17 protein-coding genes are annotated in these 19724 nt (G+C 72.2%); 5 read left to right on the top strand and 12 right to left on the bottom strand.

Annotated elements, in window-relative coordinates; translation table 11 throughout:
- Nucleotides 1-2: 2 nt before the first annotated feature.
- Complete coding sequence (locus tag ACTWNK_RS06280) at nt 3-836, bottom strand: SDR family oxidoreductase (RefSeq protein ID WP_474302637.1); 834 nt, start codon at nt 834-836, stop codon at nt 3-5.
- 66 nt (nt 837-902) lie between these two features.
- On the opposite strand from ACTWNK_RS06280, the gene ACTWNK_RS06275 reads away from it, so the two are divergent.
- Nucleotides 903-1445, top strand: a complete 543-nt coding sequence (locus ACTWNK_RS06275; RefSeq protein WP_474302635.1) for a GNAT family N-acetyltransferase — start codon at nt 903-905, stop codon at nt 1443-1445.
- A 10-nt stretch (nt 1446-1455) separates the two neighbouring features.
- Nucleotides 1456-1818 carry a DsrE family protein gene (locus tag ACTWNK_RS06270; protein WP_474302633.1) on the top strand — a complete coding sequence of 121 codons (363 nt, stop codon included), beginning with the start codon at nt 1456-1458 and terminating at the stop codon, nt 1816-1818.
- A gap of 51 nt (nt 1819-1869) precedes the next feature.
- On the opposite strand, the gene ACTWNK_RS06265 is transcribed toward ACTWNK_RS06270, so the two are convergent.
- The 9 genes from ACTWNK_RS06265 to ACTWNK_RS06225 all read right to left on the bottom strand — a co-directional run bounded on the left by ACTWNK_RS06265 (nt 1870) and on the right by ACTWNK_RS06225 (nt 15028).
- Nucleotides 1870-2433 (bottom strand): OmpA family protein, encoded by a 564-nt coding sequence (locus ACTWNK_RS06265; RefSeq protein WP_474302631.1) that lies wholly within the window; start codon nt 2431-2433, stop codon nt 1870-1872.
- Nucleotides 2417-3028 (bottom strand): hypothetical protein, encoded by a 612-nt coding sequence (locus ACTWNK_RS06260; RefSeq protein WP_474302629.1) that lies wholly within the window; start codon nt 3026-3028, stop codon nt 2417-2419. Before ACTWNK_RS06260 ends, ACTWNK_RS06265 begins: the two co-directional genes overlap by 17 nt.
- Nucleotides 3029-3085: 57 nt before the next feature.
- A complete protein-coding gene (locus ACTWNK_RS06255) occupies nt 3086-5950 on the bottom strand; it encodes an AfsR/SARP family transcriptional regulator (protein ID WP_474302627.1) in 2865 nt (954 codons plus the stop codon).
- A complete protein-coding gene (locus ACTWNK_RS06250) occupies nt 5947-7428 on the bottom strand; it encodes a serine/threonine-protein kinase (RefSeq protein ID WP_474302625.1) in 1482 nt (493 codons plus the stop codon). The genes ACTWNK_RS06255 and ACTWNK_RS06250 overlap by 4 nt, the downstream gene beginning before the upstream one ends.
- Before the next feature lie 45 nt (nt 7429-7473).
- Nucleotides 7474-8190: a type 1 glutamine amidotransferase gene (locus tag ACTWNK_RS06245; RefSeq protein ID WP_474302623.1), complete on the bottom strand. Its 717-nt coding sequence runs from the start codon at nt 8188-8190 to the stop codon at nt 7474-7476.
- On the bottom strand, nt 8180-9409 hold the full coding sequence (locus tag ACTWNK_RS06240) for a MurT ligase domain-containing protein (protein WP_474302621.1): 1230 nt from the start codon (nt 9407-9409) through the stop codon (nt 8180-8182). Before ACTWNK_RS06240 ends, ACTWNK_RS06245 begins: the two co-directional genes overlap by 11 nt.
- Nucleotides 9410-9452: 43 nt before the next feature.
- The gene (locus tag ACTWNK_RS06235; RefSeq protein WP_474302619.1) at nt 9453-10025 is read right to left on the bottom strand and encodes a thermonuclease family protein; all 573 of its coding nucleotides are present in this window, start codon (nt 10023-10025) and stop codon (nt 9453-9455) included.
- A gap of 9 nt (nt 10026-10034) precedes the next feature.
- Nucleotides 10035-12995 carry an ATP-binding protein gene (locus ACTWNK_RS06230; protein WP_474302617.1) on the bottom strand — a complete coding sequence of 987 codons (2961 nt, stop codon included), beginning with the start codon at nt 12993-12995 and terminating at the stop codon, nt 10035-10037.
- 86 nt (nt 12996-13081) lie between these two features.
- Nucleotides 13082-15028, bottom strand: a complete 1947-nt coding sequence (locus ACTWNK_RS06225; protein ID WP_474302615.1) for a hypothetical protein — start codon at nt 15026-15028, stop codon at nt 13082-13084.
- 192 nt (nt 15029-15220) lie between these two features.
- Here ACTWNK_RS06225 and ACTWNK_RS06220 point away from each other — a divergent pair, with 192 nt between their 5' ends.
- Nucleotides 15221-15871 (top strand): hypothetical protein, encoded by a 651-nt coding sequence (locus ACTWNK_RS06220; RefSeq protein WP_474302613.1) that lies wholly within the window; start codon nt 15221-15223, stop codon nt 15869-15871.
- A 1-nt stretch (nt 15872) separates the two neighbouring features.
- Complete coding sequence (locus ACTWNK_RS06215; protein ID WP_474302611.1) at nt 15873-16511, top strand: DUF4352 domain-containing protein; 639 nt, start codon at nt 15873-15875, stop codon at nt 16509-16511.
- 596 nt (nt 16512-17107) lie between these two features.
- On the opposite strand, the gene ACTWNK_RS06210 is transcribed toward ACTWNK_RS06215, so the two are convergent.
- Nucleotides 17108-17242, bottom strand: coding sequence for a hypothetical protein (locus ACTWNK_RS06210; RefSeq protein ID WP_474302609.1), 135 nt, complete (start codon nt 17240-17242; stop codon nt 17108-17110).
- 471 nt (nt 17243-17713) lie between these two features.
- On the opposite strand from ACTWNK_RS06210, the gene ACTWNK_RS06205 reads away from it, so the two are divergent.
- The gene (locus tag ACTWNK_RS06205) at nt 17714-18406 is read left to right on the top strand and encodes a hypothetical protein (RefSeq protein ID WP_474302607.1); all 693 of its coding nucleotides are present in this window, start codon (nt 17714-17716) and stop codon (nt 18404-18406) included.
- A 21-nt stretch (nt 18407-18427) separates the two neighbouring features.
- Here ACTWNK_RS06205 and ACTWNK_RS06200 read toward each other — a convergent pair whose 3' ends face one another.
- Entirely contained in the window at nt 18428-19687 is a 1260-nt protein-coding gene (locus ACTWNK_RS06200; RefSeq protein ID WP_474302605.1) for a hypothetical protein, read from the bottom strand.
- Nucleotides 19688-19724: the final 37 nt, after the last annotated feature.

The following is a 19724-nucleotide window of genomic DNA, read 5'->3' as shown; positions in this document are numbered from 1 at the left end:
ACTCAGCCGAAGGCACCCGCGTGGTCGAGGACCCACTGGCGGAACGGCGTGGCCGGGCTGCCCGTGAGGTCCTCGACCGTCGTGGTGACGCTCTCGGGGTGATCGGCCATCGACGCCCAGGCGTCGAGCGCGCCGTCGACGAACTCGGGCTCGCCCCAGGCGGCCAGCAGCTCGCTCCTGGCCTCCGCACGCGAGAGCTCCTCCCACCTCGTCGGCCTGCCGATCACCTCGCCGATCACCCTGACCTGCTCGGCCTGCGTGAGCACCGCCGGGCCGGTCAGCTCGTGCGCGGCGCCCTCGTGCCCCTCGCCGGTGAGCGCCAGCACGCCGACGGCCGCGATGTCGCGCTCGTGGATCAGCGAACGGGCCGCGTCGCCGTACGGCCAGCGCACGATGCCGGTGGCGGCGATCTGCTCGGCCCAGATCAGCGTGTTGCCCGCGAAGCCGCCGGGCCGTAGGAACGTCCAGGCCACGCCCGACTCTCTGAGCAGCCGCTCCACCTCCTCGTGGAACAGCCCGGTCGGCTCGGCCCCGCCGACGCCACGCGACGACAGGTACACCACGTGCCGCGCGTGCGCCGCGATCGTCCCCACCACGCTGTCCGCGCCTTCGGCGTTCATACCCGGCCAGACCAGGAAGACCGAGTCGACGCCCGTCACGGCCCGCTCCACCACCGCCTGGTCGTAGAGGTCGCCCTCAACCACCTCGACGCCGTCGCCGAACCCGGCCCGCGCGCCGTCACGCGTCAGCGCCCGTACGGCGACGCCCCTGTCCCGCAGCCCCGCCACCACGTGCCGCCCCACCTTGCCGGTGGCGCCGATCACCAAAACCGTCATGTCGTCCCTTGTCCCCATCGGAATATGGCTCGACGGTAGGACCTCAAGTCTTGTTAAGGTCAACCGGTGACGTACTCCCGCACGACCGATCGCCTCACCCTCCGCCCCGTCACCGACGCCGACGCCGACCACCTCGTCCGCCTCGACGCCGACCCGGGCGTCATGCGCTTCATCAACGGCGGCCGTCCGACACCACGCGAGACGATCACGCGTGAGGTGCTGCCGAGGATGACGGCCGGGCGCTACTGGGCGGCGATCGAGCGGTCGAGCGGCGAGTTCGCCGGATGGTTCGCCCTCGCGGACACGGGGACCGAGGGCGAGGCCGATCTCGGCTACCGGCTGCGCACGGTGTTCTGGGGCAAGGGCTATGCCACCGAAGGGGCGCGTGCCCTGGTCGGCCTGGCGTTCACCGAGCTCGGGCTGGAGCGGGTGATCGCCACCACGATGACCGTCAACAGCGGTTCACGCCGGGTGATGGAGAAGGCCGGGCTGCGGCACGTGCGGACGTTCTTCGCCGACTGGCCCGAGACGATCGAGGGGTCGGAGCTCGGCGACGTGGAGTACGCGCTGACGCGGGCCGAATGGGCGGCGGGCGCGGCGGAGGTCTAGGGTGGCCAGCATGGCACGATCACTGGTGATCAAGGTGACCGCGGGAGCCGACGCACCCGAGCGCTGCAACCAGGCGTTCACGGTGGCTGCGGCCGCACTGGCGAGCGGTGTCCCCGTCTCGCTCTGGCTGACCGGAGAGGCGTCGTGGTTCGCGCTGCCCGGCCGGGCCAAGGAGTTCAGCCTGCCGCACGCGGCGGCGCTGTCGGACCTGCTCGACGCCGTGCTCGCCGGAGGCAGGGTCACCGTGTGCACGCAGTGCGCGGCCCGGCGCGACATCACGGTCGACGACCTCATCGAGGGCGTCCGCATCGCCGGAGCCCCCGCCTTCGTCGAGGAAGCGGTCACCGAGGGCGCTCAGGCCCTGGTGTACTGACGCCGTTCCTCCCTTCCGGACGCCCGCGACTCCCTTCCGGACGCCCGAGACTCACTGCCGGGCGTCGAAGACGATCTCGACTCGGCGGTTCCTGGCGCGGTTGTCCTCGTTCGGACGGCCGTCGACGATATTGGGGGCCTTGGGACGGGTCTCGCCGAAGCCCTCCGCCCGAGGTGTCGCCGCCGTGCCCGGCAACCACGCGCGCAACGCCTGGCGTACGGCCTCGGCCCTGCGTCGCGACAGCGCCAGGTTGTAGGCGTCGGCGCCCTGGTCGTCGGTGTGCCCTTCGACGCGGACCACGCCGGTCGCGGCCTCGGCCCTGATCCTTTCGGCGACCGCGCGCAGGCGTTGTCTCGCCTTGGCGGTCAGCACGGCCTTGTCCAGGGCGAACAGCACGTCGCTGGTCAGCGCGAGCGTCACCTTCCGGCCTTCGCTCGACTCGCTCTCGGCGCCGTCGAGCGTGGCGACCTCGGCGACGACGTCGTACACGGGCGCCAGGACGTCCAGGACCGGCGCCTGGGCGGCGGCGGGATCGGCCCAGGCGGCCGGGACCGGCGCGAGCAGCAGCACGAAGGCCGCCAGCACCGCCGTGGCGCGCTCAGGAGATCGGGACATCGGTGAACACGCCCAGCACCCTGAGATCCACATTGACCTTGGCGACGTCCGGCGGTGGCGCGGCGAACGTCGCATGGTGCGACAGCACCTCTCCCGGCTCGGTGAACACGTCGTACTGCGAGCACAGGCACGTGGAGCTGGGGTACTTCCCGGTGCGCGCGACCGCGTACTGCTTGCCGTTCAGCGGGTCGACGAGGTTGACCCCGGCGACGGTCAGGCCCATGTCGGCCATGCCCATGCCGGTGGTCATCGTCCAGCGCGCGTCGCCGGTGTTGGTGACCGTCCAGGTCAGCGTGGCCAGCCTGCCCTGGCGCTTGAGCCCGGTGATCGCCACGTCCAGCGTGGTGCCCTCGATCCTGACCTCGCGCGAGGCGATGGCGGCGCTCTGCTCGGGCGGAGCGCTCGCAACCGGGACCGGGACCGATGCCGTGGCCGTAGCCGTGGCCGTGGCCGTGGTCCGAGGCTGGGCGGTCTGTGCGGTCGGCTGCTTCTCCTCGCCGCCTCCGCCCTGCGGCCGGTCGGCGAGCATGCCGCACCCGGTCAGCAGGGCCAACGCCACGGGCAGCACGACGGCCGGCCCGATCTTCCTACGCATCCGTGTTGCCCCTTGTCGTTCGAGGGTGAGACGGGGTCGACCGTAGCCGGGCCACCTTCAGGATCCGCATAGCGGCGCTGAAGGGCCGCACGCCCCGTCCTGCGACGGCAGGCCTCGACGCCGTCGCGCCTCCTGGGCCAGCCGTTCGGTCTCGGCCAGGCCCTGCCTGTCACCGAAGGCGTCAAACTCTCCCACAGCACGACTGAGGGCATCAACCGCCTGATCCACCTCATCGAGATCGAGAAGTGCACTCGCCACCACGAGCAGCGCCTGTCCGCAGGCCCGCCGATCGTGGTGCGCCTCGAACACCGCCAGCGCCGCACGACCGCTCGTCACCGCCAGGTCCGGACGCCCTTCGGCGCTCGCCACCCCGGCCAGGACCAGCAGGAGCGCCGCCTCCCGCAGCCTGTCGCCCAGTCGCCCGGCGATGTGCGCCGCGCGCTCGGCGCACGCGCGTGCGGCCTGCGCCCGCCGGTCCTTCATGTGCAGCCGGGCCAGCTCCAGCAGCGCCTGCGCCTCCCCGCGCGGGTCGCCGAGCTCCCGGTGCACGGCCAGCGCCTCCTCCACCGGGCCGCTCTCGCGCCGCACCACGCCGAGCGCCCGCAGCGCGTCGGCCCTGCCCCGGACGTCGCCCTCGGCCTCGAAGGCGGCCAGGCCGCGCCCGACCAGGCGTTCGGCCTCGGCCCGCCGATCCTGCTCCAGTCTGACCAGGCCGAGCCGCAGGTCGATCCTGGCCCGCTCGACGCCTTCGGCCAGAGGCGCCGCCGCGAGCAGCGCGTGTGCCGCCGCCTCCTGCCTGCCCTCGATCCTGTGCAGGTCGGCCAGCGCCCGCAGCAGCAGCGCCTCCCCCTCGCGCTGCCCCGCCGCCCGCGCCGCGTCCAGGCCGACGGCCGTGCTCGCCTCCCAGTCGTCGTGGTGCGCGCCGAGCTCGAAGAACGGCGTCAGGTAGAACGCCAGCCGCCACGCGGCCTCGTTCAGCCCGGCACGGCGCAGGTCGGCGACCGAGGCGACCAGCAGCCGCCGCTCGGCGCCGAACCAGCCGGTCGACTCGCGCAGCACCGAGGTGGCCTGCGCACCCGCCCGGCCTGCCGTACGGGCCAGGGTGAGGCCGGAGCCGGGCTCGGCGGGCAGGAGGGTACGGCGGGCCCTCCTGGCGCGTTCGAGGAGCTCCGCGGCGAGCGCCTCCAGCACGCCTGTCGTCGTGCCCTCCTCCTCGGCCAGGCGTTCGGCGGAGTACAGGCGGGTCAGGTCGTGCCTGCCGTACCTGTCCTGGCCCGCCTCGTCCGGGCCCTGCGCGTGCAGCAGACCGGCATCGGCCAGGGCGTCGAGCACGGCCTCCGCCCTGGCGTGGGACGAGCCGAGCAGGGCGGCGGCCAGCCAGGGGGCGAAGTCGGGCGCGGTGAGCGCGCCGAGGCGGCGCAGCAGCAGCCGCTCCTCATCGGCCAGCCCCCGGTAGCCGAGGGCGAGCGAACCGCGTACGGCCAGGTCACCGGCGGTGAGCTCGTCCAGCCTGCCGCGTTCGTCGCCGAGCCGGTCGGCCAGATGGGCGGGCGTCCAGCCAGGCCTGCGCGCCAGGCGCGAGCCCGCGATGCGCAACGCCAGCGGCAGCCCGTCGCAGAGCCGCACGATACGGGCAGCCGCCTCGGGATCGGCCGCCACCCGATCTCCGGCGACCTTGGCCAGCAGCGACACGGCGTCGTCCAGGCCGAGCACGCCGATCGCACGGGCACGGGCGGACTCGAGCCCGGCGAGCGGCGAACGGCTGGTCACCAGCGTCACACAGCCGGGCCCGGTCGGCAGCAGCGGGCGTACCTGGGCCTCGTCCACGGCGTCGTCGAGCACGACGAGCAGCCGCCGTCCGGCGACGAGGCTGCGGTAGAGGCGTACCCGTTCGTCGAGCGCGGCCGGGACCGCGCCCTCCGGGAGGCCGAGCGAGCGCAGCAGGTCTTCGAGCACCGCACCCGGCTGCCTCTCGCGCAGGCTCGCGTGCAGGCGGCCGTCCGGCAGCTCCAGGCGGGCGGCGGCATGCACGGCCAACGCGCTCTTGCCGCATCCCGCGGGGCCGTGCAGCACGAGCAGAACGGGAGCGCTCCCCCGGGCGTCCGCGACGGCCTGCCCGATCCAGGCCAAGGCGTCGGCCCGGCCCGTGAAGTCGGAAATGTCGGGCGGCAGCTCCTGCGGTACGACGGCAGCCGCCGGGGAGTCGCCCTCCAGCACCCGCCGGTGCGTCTCGCGCAGCTCGGGCCCGGGTTCGAGCCCGAGCTCCGCCACCAGCGTGTGCCTGGCCAGCCGGTAGGCCTCCAGCGCATCGGACCGACGGCCCGCCAGGTCCAGGGCGCGCACGAGCCGGCTCCAGAACCGTTCGCGCAAGGGATAGGCGGCCACCAGCCCACGCAGCTCGCCGACCACCTCGCCGCCGCGCCCCAGCTCCAGATCGGCCGCCAGCCGCTCCTCCAGCGCCACCAGCCTGAGCTCGTCCAGCGGCACACCGTAGGACCTGCGCAGATCGGCCGAATCCACATCCGCGAGCACCGGCCCACGCCAGAGGGCCAGCGCCTCCCGCAGTCCTTCGGCCGCCTCGCGCACGCCTCCCGCCGCACGGGCCCGCCGCGCGTCCGCCACCAGGCGTTCGAACCTGTGCGCGTCGATCAGGCCGGGGTCGAGGTCGAGCACATAGCCGCCCGGCACCGTCCTGATGCCGTCGACCAGCTTGCGCACGCCGCTCACGTAGACCCGGAGCACCGCCTCGGCCGAAGCGGGCGGCTCGCCGTCCCACACCGCCGCCGTCAGCCGCTCCAGCGTGACCAGACGGCCGGGCCGCAACAGCAGCGCCGCGAGCAGCGCCCTGTGCTTGGCCGGACCCGGCACGCGGCCGGGCAGCAGCAGCGGGCCCAGCACCCCGAAGGGCGTCCCCGCGCTCATCGGCTCGCCGGCCGTACGGAGAACGCGGTGAAACGCACCTGGATCGCCTCCGGGCCCGAAGGGGCGGCGAAGACACCGCTCGCGCCCGGCCCGTAGGGGTCCGCCGTGTCCGCGACCTCGCCGACGTACTGCTCGCCGACCCACATCCGCAAGGCCGAAGGTCCGCACTCGGCGACCACCCTGCCGCCCGAGGTCCCGGCGTCGAGCAGCAGCTTCGGCTCGGCGCCCGCCCGCCGTTTGACGATCGACGCCTTGCCCTCGGCCCCGACCGCGAACTCGTAGCGGTCCCCCGAGTCGCGGCCGTGGCACCACACGCCCGCCTCGCCCCGGCCCGCCTCGACCGTCGCGGTGGCGCTGACGATCACCCCGCCGTCCGGCTCGGCGACGGGCGCCGACTTCCACAACCGCCAGCCCGGCTCGGCCGTCACCACGTAGTCGCCGCCCACCGCCACCGCCGCGCCCGCCTCGGACGCCCCCGTCTCCCACCCCTCGCCGAACCCCGCCTCGTACGGCCAGGCCGTACGCCCCTGCGCGCTCGCCGCCCACACACCGGCCCCGGCCAGGACCGAGACGACGAGCGCCGCGCCCGCCACCCACGGCCATCGCCGTCCCGGCGCCGCGGCGGCCACGGGCTCGCCCGGCGGGGTCCAGGTGCGCTCGACGACCTGGGTGGTGGCCTCGGGACTCAGATCGGCCCCGCCGACGAGCTCGGCCAGCATCTGCCTGGCGCTCGGCCGTGCGGCCGGATCCTTGGCCATCGCCCGTTCGACCAACGGCCGCATCCTGGCGTCGAGCCCGTCGAGGTTCGGCCCCTCGTTCACGATCCGGTACAACACCTCGGCGGGCGCGCCCCCGCCGAACGGCAGCCGCCCGGTCCCCGCGAACGCGATCACCCCGCCCCACGCGTAGACATCGGCGGCGGGCGTGACGCTCTCGCCGCGCACCTGCTCGGGCGCCATGAACGCGGGCGTGCCCACGACCCCCTGCGTCGCCGTCCCGAGCGCGTCGGCCAGCTGCGCGATCCCGAAGTCGATCACCCTGGGCCCGAGCGGCGACAGCAGCACGTTGGACGGCTTGAGATCGCGGTGCACGACACCCGCGTTGTGGATGGCGTTGAGCGCCGTCGCGATGCCGACCGCGAGCGCCTCCAGGTTGGACCCGGTCAGCGGCCCCTGCTCACGTACGGCCTGCGCCAGGTCGGGACCCTTGACGTACTCGGTGACCAGGTAGGCGACATCGCCGTCCATCCCGGCGTCGAGCACGGCCGCCGTGCAGAACCTGGCGACCCGCCGGGCGGCGGCGACCTCACGTTCGAAACGCCTGCGGAAGGCCGGGTCGCCCGCCAGTCCGGGATGGATCACCTTGACCGCGGCCAGGCCCCCGGCGGGCGTCGTGGCCAGGTGCACCTCGCCCATGCCGCCCCGGCCGAGCACCCGCCTGAGCGTGTGCCCGGCGATGACCCGGTTCGTCGCGTTCATTGGGGGTCACATTAGCCAGACCCGGCGTGCTGTGGACCTCCGGGCTCAGCGCGAAAGGACCGCGTCCAGCCGTTCCTGCCTGAGGCGCTCGTGCCAGGTGTCGTCGATCGGGGCCAGGCTCCCGCCGACCGCCCAGCCGAGCAGCAGGTCGGCCAGCGCCGGGTTGCGGGCCAGCGCGGGGCCGTGTAGGTAGGTGCCGACGACGTGCCCGGCGAAGCAGCCTTCGGTGCCGTCGCCGTTGCCCGTGCCCGCGACCGTGCGCGACAGCGGCCGGACGCCCGGACCGAGCCGCGTGACGCCCATGTGGTTCTCGAAACCGGACAGCGTCGGCAGGTTGAGCGTGGAGTCGACCTCGGCGACCAGCTCGCCGACGGCGCGGGCGTCGCCCCTGTGGCTGGCGATGTCGAGCAGGCCGAGCCCGTCGACGGGCTGGCCCTCCTCGCCGCCGAACGTCGTGCCCATGATCTGGTACCCGGCGCACACGGCCAGCATGGCCGCGCCCTTGCCGATGGCCTGGTGCAGGCCGCCGTCACGGCGCAGGCGCTCGGCCGCCAGGATCTGCGGCCGGTCCTCGCCGCCGCCGATGAGGTAGATGTCGCCGCTGTCGGGCACCGGGTCGGCCGAGCGCACGTAGACGGTCTCGACCGGGATGCCGCGGCGCTTGGCGCGTTGTTCGAGGACCAGGACGTTGCCCTGGTCGCCGTAGGTGCTGAGCAGGTCGGGATAGATCCAGACCAGGCGAAGGGCGCTGTCAGACGGCACGACCGAACTCCGATCGGATCTGCTGGAAGGCGGTGTAGTTGGCGATCACGTCGACCCGGCCCGGCGTCTGCAGGGCCAGCGCCTCGGTGAAGGAGCCGCACAGGGTGAACGGCACCTCGGCCACGTCGAGCCGCAGTGCCAGGTCGAGTCGCCGCTCGCCGGTCACGAAGACCGGACGGCCGCGCAGGATCCGGTAGTCGACGTCCCACAACCAGGACGTGTCGCGCCCGTCAGGGCCCTGGGCGTTGACCGACAGGATGATCGGCAAGGCCGGGTCGGCCACGTCGAAGGCTTCGAGCCAGCCTGCGGGGTTCTTCGACAGCAGCAGCCTGGCCTGCCGTCCGTCACGCTCGACGGTCGTGTAGCGGCCCGCGACCGAGGTGACCTCGCGCAGCCTCGGCAGCGCCCTGTCGACCGGCAGTCCGAACGCCTCGCCCACGGCCAGCGCCATCACCGCGTTGGAGCGGTTGGCCAGGCCGGGCAGCTGGATGTCGAGCACGTGGCGCTGACCCCGGGGGTCGATGGCGGCGTCGTCGTCGAGCACCCACTGCGGCTCGGGCCTGTGGAAGGTGCACTCGCGGCACGACCAGTCGTTGTTCTTGCGGTCGAGCGGCCCGCCGCACTCGGGGCAGCACCAGGAGTCCTCCTTCCAGCGCTGGCCCGCCGAGACCCAGGTGACCTTGGAGGCCGTGGAGGCGCCCCAGGTGACCAGCGGGTCGTCGCAGTTGGCGATCACGTGGGTCGGCTTGCCGGACAGCGCCTTGCGCCACTTCTGGGCCAGCAGCCAGATCTCGGCCGCCCGGTCCATCTGGTCGCGGCTGAGGTTCATCAGGCACACGACGCTCGCGCCCGTCGTGTCGAGCACCTCGGGCAGGTACTTCTCGTCGACCTCGAGCACGCCGTAGGGCGCGCTCTTCTGCTGGGTCAGCGCCGAGACGTGACCGGCGGGCATGTTGGCGCCGAACGCGTTGCTGGCCACCTCGCCGAGCTCCAGCAGGGCGGAGGTGATCAGGCGGGTCGTGGTCGTCTTGCCGTTGGTCGCGCTGATCAGGGCCAGCTTGCGGTCGCGGGCGAGCTGACGCAGCAGGTCGGGCTCGAGGACGAGGCTGACGCGCCCGCCGATCACAGACCCGTCGCCCCTGCCGGTGACCCGCGACAGGGTGGCCGCGGTGCGGCCAAGGGCTGTCGCGAGCTGTGCTCGCAGCGGTAGTTGGCTCATCAAGACTCCTCCGCGTGCGACTCGCTCATGCAACCGATCGTAGTCACATCCACCGAACGCTTCCGCCTTTCCCCTCGCCGCCGTGCACAGGCGGCTTCGGGTTCGTACATGCTCCCCAAAGACCCTTTTTGCTGATTTCTGCGGATTTCGCGGCCTGGGCGAGCTCTTTCTCGTACCCGACATTGGGCCACACCCGCAGGTGGAAGGCATTGCCGAGGCGGACCTGCTCCAGTGCGACCAGGCGGCCTTCGGCAGTCCAGACGTGCCTGAGCTGACGGTTGTAGTCGTCGAAGCGCCTGCGGTCGAACGCCATCGTCACCGTGGAGCCAGGCGGCGTCAGCCTGATCAGCGCGGCCGTGGCCTCCTTCGCCCAGCACTGCGCCTTGGGATGCACCTCGGGCGCGTCCAGGCCGATCAGGCGAATCCGCTGCCGATGCCCGGCATATGCGCCTTCGAGCGGCTCGACGACGATGGTGTCGCCGTCGCTCACCCGGACGACCTTCGCCCGCTCGGCGCCCGCGACGGCGGGCAGCACGGGCGCGGGAGCCGGTCGCATCAGGTACGCGGCCACGCCGATCACCACGATCAGCAGCACCAGCCCCACGAACAGTCGCACATTGTGGTCCTACCCCTGATCGGCGAAAGTGATCTCCGTACTCGCCTCGCCGTCGAAGGGCAGCACGAACCTCCTCGGCCACGACAACACGCTCTCCAGCCACCCGGCGCCCATCGTCTGGGCCACATGCCGGGTACGCTCGCGCGGTTCGAGGCCGACCGCGACGGTGGTGATGTCGCGCCTGACCGCCTCGTGCTCGTCGTCGCCGAGTATGACCCGCCAGGCCAGGGCGCGGTTGTGGTCCATCTCCATCGACAGCGGGTGATGGCGCAACGCCTTGGCCCGGTGCCCGAGCAGCTCGGCCGACCCGGACGCCTGCGGCGGCACGTTGAACAGGGCGAACTCCATCGCGGGCGCCGGGCTGCGCAGATCGGGCGCCGGACGGCCGTGCGGGAAGAGCCTGTCGACCTCGTGCAGCCACCGCACCTGCGGGATCACCCAGGACGGCCCCGGCCGCCCGCCGCCCGGGTCGATGCCGTCGAGCAGGCGCAACGCGCTCTCGGCCGCCTTCTCGGTCAGCGTCGAAGGGGAGTACCAGCTGCGCAGCGCCCAGGCCCGGCGCGTCACACTGCGCTCGACCAGTGTGGCCAGCAGGCACTCGCGACGGCGGTCCGGCAGGTCGCTCCACAGCCCGGCCAGCGCCCTCGGCACGCCGGGAAGCGGCCGGTTGGTGGCATAGGCGAGGACGACCGTGTCGCTCCAGATCCTGAGCCAGGCCCACTCCGGCGCGTCGGCCAGCAGATCGGCCTCACGAAGTTCGACGAGCGTGCAGGCGCTGCCGGTGCGGCAGGCCGTGCCGCACGCCGCCGACCTGCGACCGCGCACCGGAGGCGGCGGGCCGGTCAGCGCCTTCTCCCTGTCCTCGCCGAGCGGCACCCACACGCGCAACGGCCTGTCCATGCCGTCGGCGAACACCGCGGCCACCCCGGGCTGCAGCGAGACGACCTGGCGCGACTGCTCCTCGCTGAGGTTCATCGCGGCGCCGACGAGCTGACGGTCGTCCTCGGCGGGGAGGCGGTGCACGACCTTGAGCGCGGTGTTCTTCACCACGTCCGGCACCAGCTTGGTGGGGATCTGCTCGGCCACCACGATGCCCTCGCCGTACGCCCTGATCTCGGCCAGCATCCCGGCCAGCAGTTCGACCGCGTGGGTGGAGGCGCGGCCCGTGCCACGGTCGCGCAGCAGGCGGTGCGCCTCCTCGATGACGATGACGTGCCGCAGGCCCGTGCTGCGCTCCTTCCTGGCCCGCATGCGCAGGTGCTCGACGATCCTGATGATGAGCGTGCCCATGAGGAACGCCTTGTCCTCGTCGTTGGCGACGTCCTCGATGGCCAGCACGATGTTGCGCCGCAGCAGGCCGCCGATGTCGGCGGGATGGCCGCCCTCGAAGAAGCGCCCGGCCGAGCCCACCCTGAGCGACCTGAGCCGCAGGCTGATGAACCCCTCGACGTCGGCCTGCACCTCACGCCCGTAGCCGATCTCCTTGATCACCTGCATCGCCTGCTGCTGCAACTGCTCAAGCGTCGGCACACTGGGAGGTACGGCGGAGCCGGGCACCGCGCCTCCGGTCACGACGTCCCAGCCGTTGGACTCGTACACCCGCTGCAGGGCCAGCGACATGATCTGCGGGAACGGCTCCTCGGCGTCGAACGCGGCCATGAACAGCGCCCTGACCATGTCGATGTGCGCCTGCACCGGATAGCCGGGCTCGGGTTCGAGCGGATTGACGCTGAACGGCACGGCCGTCGGCTCCGACGGGTTGATCACGGTCACCGGGGCCAGGCTCTCCACCCGGCCGGCCATCGCCGCGTACTCCGACTTCGCCGGTTCGATCGCCAGCCACGGAATCCCGGCGGTGGTGAGCTGCTCCAGCAGGTGCCGCACGGTCTGCGACTTGCCCGAACCGGTCGCGCCGGTCACGAACGCGTGCCTGTTCAGCGTGGCGAGCGGCACCCGGAACGAGCCGACCGCCCTGTCCTGCCCGTCGAGGATCGCCCCCAGCTCCAGCTCGCCGCCCGGCGCCTCGGAGGTGACGTCGAAGTAGCCGGACTCCAGCACCCGAAGGCCAGGCACCTCCCTGCGCGGCAGCCCGGCCAACGCGGCCAGCGCTCCCACGGTGGCGGCGAACGGCACGGCGGCGCCGTCGGCCGGGTCCTGCATCGAGACGGTGAGCGCCTCGCCGAACGCGTAGGCGCTGCCCCTGCTCGACAGCAGGCTGCGCAGCCGGTACGGATGGTGGCTCATCTCGACCGAGCCGACCAGCACGGGTGCGATCTGCCGCAGCTCGTCGGGCGTCGCGGCGCCCGCCAGCACCCGCACGTTCCACAGCCCGGCCTCGCGGAAGGCGTCGAGCTCCTGCATACGGCGTTCGGCCCGCTCGGCGTCGAAACGGGAGCGCTCCGAGGCGTCGCCGTACTGGCGCAGGACGTTGAGCTGGGTGCGCAGGTGGGCCACCTCGGCGTCGAGGAGTTCGGTCGGCTCGGCGACGACCAGCCAGGCGAAGGGCCGCGACATCAGGGTCACCAGCGTCGACTCGAACAGGGTGGGCCGCTTCAGCTCGTCGGCGTCCGGCTCCCTGCGTCCGGCGAGCGGCGGCGCCTGGCGGCCGGGGCACGGCGTCCACACCAGGTCGGCGAGGTCGGCCAGGCAGTCGTCGGCCAGCTCCACGCCTTTGGCGCCTCCGGGGAACAGCAGCGGCTGCGGGCCCCAGGCGCCCGCCTGCCCGGGTGAGCGCCTCGGTGTGCGGGGCTGGGCCAGCGGTCCGGCGTTGGTGATGAGTTCGAGCGGCGCGCCGGATCCGCGCGAGAGCCAGCCGATGACGAAGGGCCTGCCGCTCTGCGCGGCCGACAGGACGGCGGGAAGCACGGTGACGAAGTCCCACTCGGCCGACGAGCTGCGCGAAGGTGCGGCGATCGACTGGATCCGGTACCAGGGTCCGCCCAGCGGGCGTGCCGAAACGCTTGGCTGCATGTCACCGTTCCTCGTCACTGACGGCCTCTGTCCCGTTAGTAAAGTCCGCCGATGATCAAGATGTCACCCGGGCATTGGCCATGTCATTACCTCTGCTTGCGCCAGTCCAGGCGGGGCGGAGGCGGACCGAGGTTGGGCGGAGGCGCGTCGGCGTCGGCGGGCGGCTCGGGCGAGCGGCCGAGCTGCTCCAGCGCCAGGACGGCCTCGCGGACGTCCTCGAACTCGCCGAGCGTGGTCTTGGGGAAGGTGAGGATGGCCGGATTGGCATCGGCCAGGCGCACGCGGCGGCCCTGTGCGGTGGCGTCGGTGACGATGACGGACGTGGTCGGCAGCTGCTGGAGCTGGTGCGGCTCGACGAGGAACTCCCTGCTGCGCTGCAGCACCCTCTCCTTCTCGCCGATCTTGGTGGCGGTCCTGCCCCACTCGGTGGACTCGGTGATGTCCTCGGCCAGGTCGGTGCGGGTGTCGGCGCGCTGCTCCTGGCCCTCTTCGGCCTGGCCGATGGTGGAGGTGTAGTTGCCGTTGAGCCCGGCGACGGAGGCGCTGATCGTCTCGGTGAGCTGGGCCAGCTCCAGGCGGTGCTCGGTGCCGACGTGCTCGCTCGCCACCCTGGCGTCCTCGGCGTTGCCCAGCCGCATGAACGCGACCGCCGCATGGCCCCGGCCGAGCCGCTCGCGCACGGTCGGGGTGAGCGAGCGGTAGGTGAGGACCAGGCCGGTCCGCGAGGTCTCGCAGGCGTCCATCAGGCGGTCGAGCACGTCGCCCCTGAGTTTGTCCGCGCCCGCGACGATGATCGTGTGGTACCACGGGCGCTCGGAGGCGGGGGCCTGGCGCAGGATGTGGGTGAGCGCGGTGGCGACATACGTGCCGAGCACGCGGTTGCCCAGCACGCCGGACTGGCGGTCCATGCTGACCACACGCAGCCGGGCCGGAGGCAGCCGCACGGCCTCGGTGCCCAGGGTCTCCAGCTTGCGCAGCTGTGACTCCAGGGCCCAGGCCCGCTCGATCACCACCCTGTCGCTCACGCCTCTGCCGAACAGCGTGCCGATCCGCTCCAGCTGCGAGGCGGTCAGCAGGCCGTACTTCAGGTCGTCGCGTGGGTCGCCCACCTGGGCGAGTGCTCTGAGCGCGGCAGTGACCTGGCTGATCGTGGCGTTCTCGCCGAGCACCTCCAGGACGCGTTCCAGGATGGCGTTGTCGAAGCTGAGGTCGCGTGTGGTCCGGTGCTCCTCGCTCACGCTCACCACGTGGGCCAGGACGTCGGCGAACGCCTCCGGCTTGAGCGTCGCGCCGAGGTCGAGCTTGGGCAGGTCGACGGGCAGCACCCAGACCAGGGGGTCGTCGCCGCCCCTGCGGGCGAGTTCGATGAGGTCCTTGGCGATCGCGCCTTCGGACAGGTCCAGCACGGTCAGGTGGCCGCCGCTGTAGAGCCTGGTCGCGCCGAGCAGGGTGATCAGCGCCGACCAGCCGGGCAGGGTGCCGCCCGCGACGTCGATGCGGTCGATCTCGTCGGGCACGGCGACGGCGTACCAGGTGAGCTGGCGGTCGTGGCGGTCCTTGACCTCCTGCCACTCGCGGTAGCGCTCGGCGTGCTCCTCCTGGGCCTGGTACAGCTCGCGGTCGCGGTCCCTGCGCTCGCGGTCGTCCTTGGTCTGCTGCTCGACGACCCGGTAGCGGACCGCGCGCTCGCCCTGGGCGATGGCGTAGGTGCAGATGGCCGCCACGCCCGCGGCCGCGATGAGGCCGAGCAGCGCGAAGGAGAAGTTGAGCGCTCCCGCGAGCCACAGCCCGACGATGATCACCGAAAGCACGGCGGCGAAGATCCGGAACAGCTTGACCGGGCGGTTGAGCATGTCCTGCTGCATGCGCTCGCGGCGGACGAGCTCGGGATCCGGTGCGTCGGGCAGGGTCTCGACCACGGGCGAAGGGCGTTTCGGCGGCGGGCCGGGGTCGGGGTGCAGCAGGACATATTGCCAGCCCAGGTAGATGCGGTCCGCCTGAAGCTGCGCGTGCTCGGGATGCACGTCCACCACGTGACCCTCCGGCCGCCATATGTCGTTAGGGCTTGCGCCGCCTGCCGCTCGCGAGCACACCGTCCGACGGCAGTGCTTCACGACAGCGTAAAAGGTCTACCGGCCCTTGGGGCAGGGTTCACGGGAAATCCCTCCGACCTTCGGGAGTATTGCGGCAGATGGTGCAATCGTGACCCATTACCATCCTTACCCATGACGGAACCCTCCGACGGCGACAACAGGCCACGGCGTCCGGTCGTGGTACCGGCGGTGGCGCTGCTCGCGGCCACCGCGCTGGGCGTCACCGCCCTGCTCGGCGGACTCAACGACTCGGCCGCGGCGGCGCCGCCCAAACTCGGTCAGGGCGCGACGCTCGACCAGGGCAGGTTCGAGACGCGGTTCGTCGAGTCGAAAGTCGTCGTGCAGAAGGGCGAGACCTCCTTCGACGAGGACAAACGCTTCCTCGAACTCGTCCTCAAGGTCAAGAACACCAGCGACGAGACCGTCACCGTCGGCATGCCGTCGACCGAGCCGCAGCAGTTCTTCTACTCGTTCGCGCCCTCGCTGCTGAAGACGACCCCCGAGCTGAAGGCCGCCGTCGGGCCCACCGCATACGTGCTCGACAAGGGCCACCAGGGCAGCCAGTTGCATCCCGGCGTGCCCGCCACCGTGATCGTCAGGTACTCGCTGGAGAAGAACCCGGCCCCCGAGAAGATCACACTGGACGTCGGCGGCTTCGAATACGTCGCGGGACACCTCGACCAGACCGAGCAGTGGATGTCCATCAGCGACGAGGCCGGCGAGGACTTCGAGCCCCGCGTCATCGCCCAGGTCACCCTGCCCGTCAAGGCGGAGGAGGCCTGACATGACCGCCACCGCGCAGCCGCAGGTCGCCACCAGGTCCGGACGCAGGAGCGCCAGGCGCAAGGGCGGCTCCAAGGCGCTGTCCCTCCTGCTCGGCCTGGCACTCGCCGCCGCCGCCGTCGGCGCCCAGGTCCTCGCGCCCACCGCCAACGACCTCGACACGCCCCTGACCTACACCGGGGCGGTGGGCGAAGAGGTCGACACCGGGCGCTTCACCGTCAAGGTCACCTCCGTCACCGCCGCCAAGGCCGTCGAGACCAAGGACGAGAAGGTGGAGACCGACGGCGTCTTCCTCGTGATCGCCGCCGAGGGCACCGTGCCCCGGACCTCGCTCAAGCTCGCCCAGCCGACCCTGCTGACCGCCGACGGCCTGCGCTTCGACGCCACCGACAAGGTGCCCTCGACCGCCACCCTGACCAACCGCTGGCTGCAGCCCGGCTTCTGGAACGACGGCCTGCTCTTCTTCGAGGTACCCACCTCGGCCCTGCCCGGCGCCCGCGTCGTCATCTCCGTCCCCCGCGCCGCCCTGTACGGCGAGCCCGTCCTGCCCGAGGCCGAGGTCGACCTCCGCCTCGACGACGCCGCCGCGGCCAAACTGGTGTCGGGCGCCCAGCCGGTTTACTCACTGAAGAAGAGCTGATGCGAGATCATGCACCGGGCGGCGCCTCAGGACGGAGTGACGACGTGAACGACGACCGCGACTGGTTCTCCCCCGCCGACCGCACACCCGACGAGGACGACGGCGAGCAGGCGGGGTCGTCACCGCGTCATGCCGCCGGCGGTGAGAGCACTTCTGGTACGCCGGAGGGTGCGCCTTCGCCCTCACCTTCGCCTCGTCATGCGGCCGGGGGTGGCGGGCTGGGGTCCGGGGAGCAAGCCGTCGAGCCTCGGAGCGGCGGGCGAGCCTCTGGGGACGACGCCGCCGGGTCGCAAGGTGAAGGGCCTGGTGCTGCCGAGCCCCGGCAGGAACTGCCCAGACGGCAGCGCTCGCGCCGACCGCAGCCGCTCGGCTCCCGAGAGGACGGCTCCTGGCCCCCCTTCCAGCAGAACCAGCCTCCTGCGGGGGCGACACCGTCCCAGGCGGGAGCGCTTCACCCTGGCGTCTCACCTCAGCCTGGCGTCACGCCTCAGGCGGGTTCCTCGTCGCATAGCGGTCCTCAGTCGGCCGGAGCGGGCCCAATCGCCCAGCAGTCGCCTGCGCCGCTCTCGTCGGCTCCCCAGGCATCGGCGCATCACTCAGGGCCGCACGCCGTACCCCAGCCGGGCTATCCCCAGCCGGGCTATCCCCAGCAGCAAACAGCGGGCCAGCAGCACCCGGGCGGCCAGCAGCAGTCGGGCCAGCCCCACCCCTCCCAGTCCCCACAGCCTCACCAGCCCGGCGGCGCCTACCCAGCGCCCCCTCAGGCCCCTCAAACCTCACAGGCCCCACAAGCCCCACACCCGCAGTCACCCACGCCCCACCCTGGCCTCCAGCCCCAGCAGCCCCAGGCGCACCCTCAGCCCGGCTACCCCCAACCGACTTCCCCCCAGCCCAACCCCTCACAGCCCGGCTACCCCCAGCCCCCGGCGTACCCCCAAACACCCCCCGCCCACCCCCCAACGCCCGGCTACGGCGTCCCGCCGGCCCCGCAGCACCACCAGGCCGCCGCCCAGGGCCCTCACGGCGCGCCCACCGGCCCCCAGCAGCCCTCGGCGGCTCCGCAGTACCAAAACGTCCCGAACTACCGCCAGCCCGCTCCCCTCACCCCGCCGCGCCCGCGCCCGGCCGTACACCCGGACCAGCAGGTGTGGCCGCCGCGGCCGAGCGAGCCTGTGGGCAGTTCCACGCAGCCGATCCCGGCCGTGCGGGACAGTACGCCGTTGCCCAGGCGCATGCCGCCGCCGAGGCTTCCGGCCGACGATCAAGGGGTTGCCGTCGAGCAGCCCGCGCCGGTGGCCGAGACGCCGGAGGCGGTCCCGGTCGTGGAGGAGGTCGCGCCGAAGCGGTCGAGGACGGTGGTGTTGTCGGTGGCCGCCGCGATCGCACTGGCTGCGGCGATCGGTGTGCCGACGGTGGACAGGTACCTGTACTACAAGGACGGCCAGCCGGACGACCGCGTACACACGGTCGAGGCGGGCAAGAGCATCACGTTCGAGCATGTGACGTGGAAGGCGTCGATCGAGACGATGGACGACCCGGAGGGCACCACGCCCACCGGCCCGACCAAGCAATGGGTCAAGATCGCCATCAACCGCACGGCGGTCGACGACACCGGAGCCGTACTCACCGGCAAGCCCGACCTCAAGGTCACCGACCGGCAGGACCGCACGTGGGAGGTCGAGGTGCTCGACGACGGCACCCCCACCGAGAAGCACGCGGTCGGCCAGACGTACCTCATGACCGCGGTCGGCGTCGTGCCGACGGCGCTCGCCAAGGAGGTGGAGCTGGTGCTGCGCCCTTCGGACTACCGGATGGACACGCCGACCAAGGACCTCATGAAGGTCGACCCGAACGCCGAGCCCGCCAACCTGGACGTCCTGCGCTTCAAACGGTGACCTCCTCGCCCGTGCGGCCGCTCAGGCGATGATGTCCTCGCCGCGCAGCCTGGCCCGTGTGGCCGCGATGTCGAACGTCGCGGCCAGCAGGCACATCGTCAGTACGGTCAGCACCAGGTCCTTGACGAACATGACGGGGGAGCTGATCACCAGCCAGAGGTACGGCACGTCGGAGCCGATGAGCATGCTCACGCCCCGGTCGGCGTAGTCGACGCCGATCCGCAGGCCGACGTAGCACAGGCACATCAGCCCGAACAGCGGCGCGCCGCCCTTCACCGTGATCCGGAACGCGTTCACGATCGGCACCCAGCGCTCCTGGAACCCGCCGATGACCCGGTCGACCGACTTCTGGGTGATGTTGTGCGACTGTTCGAGGCTGTCGACGCCGCGCTCGAACCGCGTGCCGCGCAACGCCCTGCGCGTGTCGTCGACCGAGCCGCCGAACACCAGCATCGCGATCGCCAGCCACGTCAGCGGCACCAGCAACGCGTCCACGACGTACGGCCAGGCCTCGCCGACGAAGTCCCACACGGCCTCCCAGCCGGGGACGTTCTCCTTGGCGTGCTGGAGGAGTTCGGTCGAGGTCGAGACGACCCTGCGGTGCTCCAGCCATTCGGCACGCCAGTCGGCGAAGGCGACGATGGCGTTGAGGCCGCAGAACACGAAGGCGAACTCGGCGAAGGCGGCGGCGATGCCGGAGTACTTGCCCGTCCCCTTCTCCACCATTTTGCCGAACAGCACCCGCAGCCCGAACGTCACCGCCATCGCGCCGAGCGACACCCGCCAGTCGAGGTCCAGCATGCCGCGCCCGGCCGTGGCCTCCTCGTTCGTACCGTTGGCGACATTGTTGAAGATCGGCGCGATGAAGTTCTCGTCGAAGTTGTGCAGCCAGTCGAGGGTGTTGTAGTCGCGTACGTCCTCGGAGACCATGCCCCAGCTGAGGTAGATGACCGCGAACGCCGGGGCCACCCGATTGAGGGCGACCCAGTACTTCTCGGCCTCCTCGCCGTCGGCCAGCCTGGCCCGCGTCTCCCACAGCGCGCCGCGCAGGGAGTGCAGCATGCCGGTCGTCACGGCCATCGCCACCATGATCACAAGCGTCATGATCGCGATCCCGGCGACCAGCCTGGGCTGCCGGAAGTCGCCGTGCGAGATCTCGGTACCGAGGTAGAGCAGCCCGAACCTGGCCAACTCCCCCACCGAGAACCACAACACCAAGGGCAGCACACACTTGCCCGCCAGCCGAAGGGCGTGCAAGGGCAACGAGAACGGCGACGGCATCCTCTGCGCCTCGGAAGGCGTAGGCCGAGGGGGAGCC

This window comes from Nonomuraea sp. IBHARD001, from assembly GCF_056106265.1.
This window is presented reverse-complemented; position numbering and strand designations above follow the sequence as displayed.

Bases quoted from the DNA above. Each gene is read 5' to 3' on its own strand.
- ACTWNK_RS06260 (WP_474302629.1), bottom strand. From the start codon at position 3,028: ATGCGTAGGAAGATCGGGCCGGCCGTCGTGCTGCCCGTGGCGTTGGCC.
- ACTWNK_RS06250 (WP_474302625.1), bottom strand. From the start codon at position 7,428: ATGAACGCGACGAACCGGGTCATCGCCGGGCACACGCTCAGGCGGGTG.
- ACTWNK_RS06280 (WP_474302637.1), bottom strand. From the start codon at position 836: ATGACGGTTTTGGTGATCGGCGCCACCGGCAAGGTGGGGCGGCACGTG.
- ACTWNK_RS06215 (WP_474302611.1), top strand. From the start codon at position 15,873: ATGACCGCCACCGCGCAGCCGCAGGTCGCCACCAGGTCCGGACGCAGG.
- ACTWNK_RS06200 (WP_474302605.1), bottom strand. From the start codon at position 19,687: ATGCCGTCGCCGTTCTCGTTGCCCTTGCACGCCCTTCGGCTGGCGGGC.
- ACTWNK_RS06270 (WP_474302633.1), top strand. From the start codon at position 1,456: ATGGCACGATCACTGGTGATCAAGGTGACCGCGGGAGCCGACGCACCC.
- ACTWNK_RS06265 (WP_474302631.1), bottom strand. From the start codon at position 2,433: ATGTCCCGATCTCCTGAGCGCGCCACGGCGGTGCTGGCGGCCTTCGTG.
- ACTWNK_RS06220 (WP_474302613.1), top strand. From the start codon at position 15,221: ATGACGGAACCCTCCGACGGCGACAACAGGCCACGGCGTCCGGTCGTG.
- ACTWNK_RS06230 (WP_474302617.1), bottom strand. From the start codon at position 12,995: ATGCAGCCAAGCGTTTCGGCACGCCCGCTGGGCGGACCCTGGTACCGG.
- ACTWNK_RS06240 (WP_474302621.1), bottom strand. From the start codon at position 9,409: ATGAGCCAACTACCGCTGCGAGCACAGCTCGCGACAGCCCTTGGCCGC.
- ACTWNK_RS06255 (WP_474302627.1), bottom strand. From the start codon at position 5,950: ATGAGCGCGGGGACGCCCTTCGGGGTGCTGGGCCCGCTGCTGCTGCCC.